Below are 1,741 nucleotides of genomic sequence, written 5' to 3' on the forward strand. Positions count from 1 at the left end.
CGCCGTCGTGCGATTCGGCTCCGGTGGCCGGGTCGCCGAACGTCGCGCGGATGATCTCGTTGCCGGCGTCCGTTTCGTCTCCCCCGGACACCTCGCCCGGCGAGTAGTCGTCGGGCGCCCCGTGTTCGATCGCGTTTCGGAAGAGGTTCTCCAGTGCCTGTCGGAGTCGGCTCCGGTCGCACTCGACGGTCGGGAGGGGGTCCTCGACGACGAGTGCGGCGTCGGGGCCCGATCCAACCGTCCGCCACGCCGCGTCGACGACGGTCCGTAGGTCGACGGTCGCGGTCTCCTCGACGAATCGCCCCTCACGGGCGAGGGCCAAGAGGTCTGAGATGAGGTCGTCCATCCAGTCCAGAGCACCGTGGGCGCGCTCGAGCCGCTCGGCGGCGGCCTCGCATTCGAACTCCTTCGCCAGTTCGATGTTGCCGACGGCGACCGAGAGCGGGTTCCGGAGGTCGTGCGAGAGGACGCTGGCGAACTCCTCTAGGCGCTCGCGCTGCCGCTCCAGCCGCCGGCGGCGCTCGACCCGTTCGCTCGCGGGGAGGAGATACCCGACGACGTCGCCGCTCTCGTCGAGGCATCCGCACTCCCGGACCCACGTCGGGTCGTCGCCGACCGCGAGGCGGTAGGTGATGTCGACGGTATCGCCGTCGAACGCCGATCGGAGTCGCTCGCGGTCGTCCTCCGCTGTCGCCTCCAACCAGTCGGTCCGGGGGAGAGCGTCGACGTCCAGCCACGACTCGCCGGCGGCCTCGACCACGAATCGGTTCGGATCGCCGTCAGGCCGTCGATAGGCGACACCCGGTCGACACTCCATCGGCAGGGACACATTATGTCCGCTCTCATGTAGGATATTAAACCTTACTTAACCATCAATTGGTTGTTGTTAACTTTCAAGTTTGGGGTGAATAAAGCCTCACTGCAAAACGGGCGTGTCGACGGACGGTAGGGGCCCCGTTCGGCGCCGTCTCCATCGAACGGGATGCGTGTCTGCGGAGGTCGATCCGGCTCGGCGATTCGAGCGCGGAAGGGTTTACCTCGTTCCGTTCCCTCTCCCCGCCCATGCGCGCGGCGATCCTTCGCGAGTACGGCGAACCGCTGGCGGTCCGAGACGTCCCCGCCCCCGAGTGCGGACCAGACGAGGCCGTGATCCGCGTCGCGGCCTGCGGCGTCTGTCGGAGCGACTGGCACGCGTGGATGGGCCACGGCGAATGGGCCGACGACCGCGTCCCGCGCGGGCAGGTGCTCGGCCACGAGCCCGCGGGAGAGGTGGTCGCCGTCGGCGGGTCGGTCGAACGATTCGCGCCCGGCGACCGCGTCGTCGTTCCCTTCTCTCTCGGCGACGGTACCTGCCCGTACTGTCGCCGGGGAGCCGGCAACGTCTGCGCCGACGGGCGCGCGCTCGGCTTCGAGTCGGACGCGCCGGGCGCCTTCGCGGAGCGGGTCGCCGTCCCGAACGCGGACTACAACCTCGTCGAGCGACCCTCGTGGCTGGACGCGACCGCCGCGGCCGCGCTCGGCTGCCGGTACATGACCGCCTACCACGCGCTCGCCGAGCGGGCCGGCCTCGGCGGCGGCGACCGGCTCGCCGTCCACGGCTGTGGGGGGGTCGGGCTCTCCGCGGTCCAGCTCGGCGACGCGCTCGGCGCCCGGGTCGTCGCCGTCGACGTCGACGACGACGCGCTCTCGCTCGCGAGCGATCTCGGCGCCGGCGGTCTCGTGAGCCCGGCCGGGGGCGAGG

Annotated in this window: 2 protein-coding genes; one reads left to right on the forward strand and one right to left on the reverse strand. The window is 70.8% G+C overall.

Annotation, left to right across the window (positions count from 1 at the left end):
• Positions 1-817: HAMP domain-containing sensor histidine kinase (locus OQF71_RS14465; protein WP_280588513.1), on the reverse strand; the 817-nt coding region annotated here is incomplete at its 3' end.
• 245 nt (positions 818-1,062) lie between these two features.
• Between OQF71_RS14465 and OQF71_RS14470 the strand changes: the two genes are divergently transcribed.
• Positions 1,063-1,741 (forward strand): alcohol dehydrogenase catalytic domain-containing protein (locus OQF71_RS14470; protein ID WP_280588512.1); only part of this gene is annotated, 679 nt, incomplete at its 3' end.

The sequence above is a fragment of the Halorubrum sp. Boch-26 genome (assembly GCF_029889805.1).
Lineage (GTDB): Archaea > Halobacteriota > Halobacteria > Halobacteriales > Haloferacaceae > Halorubrum.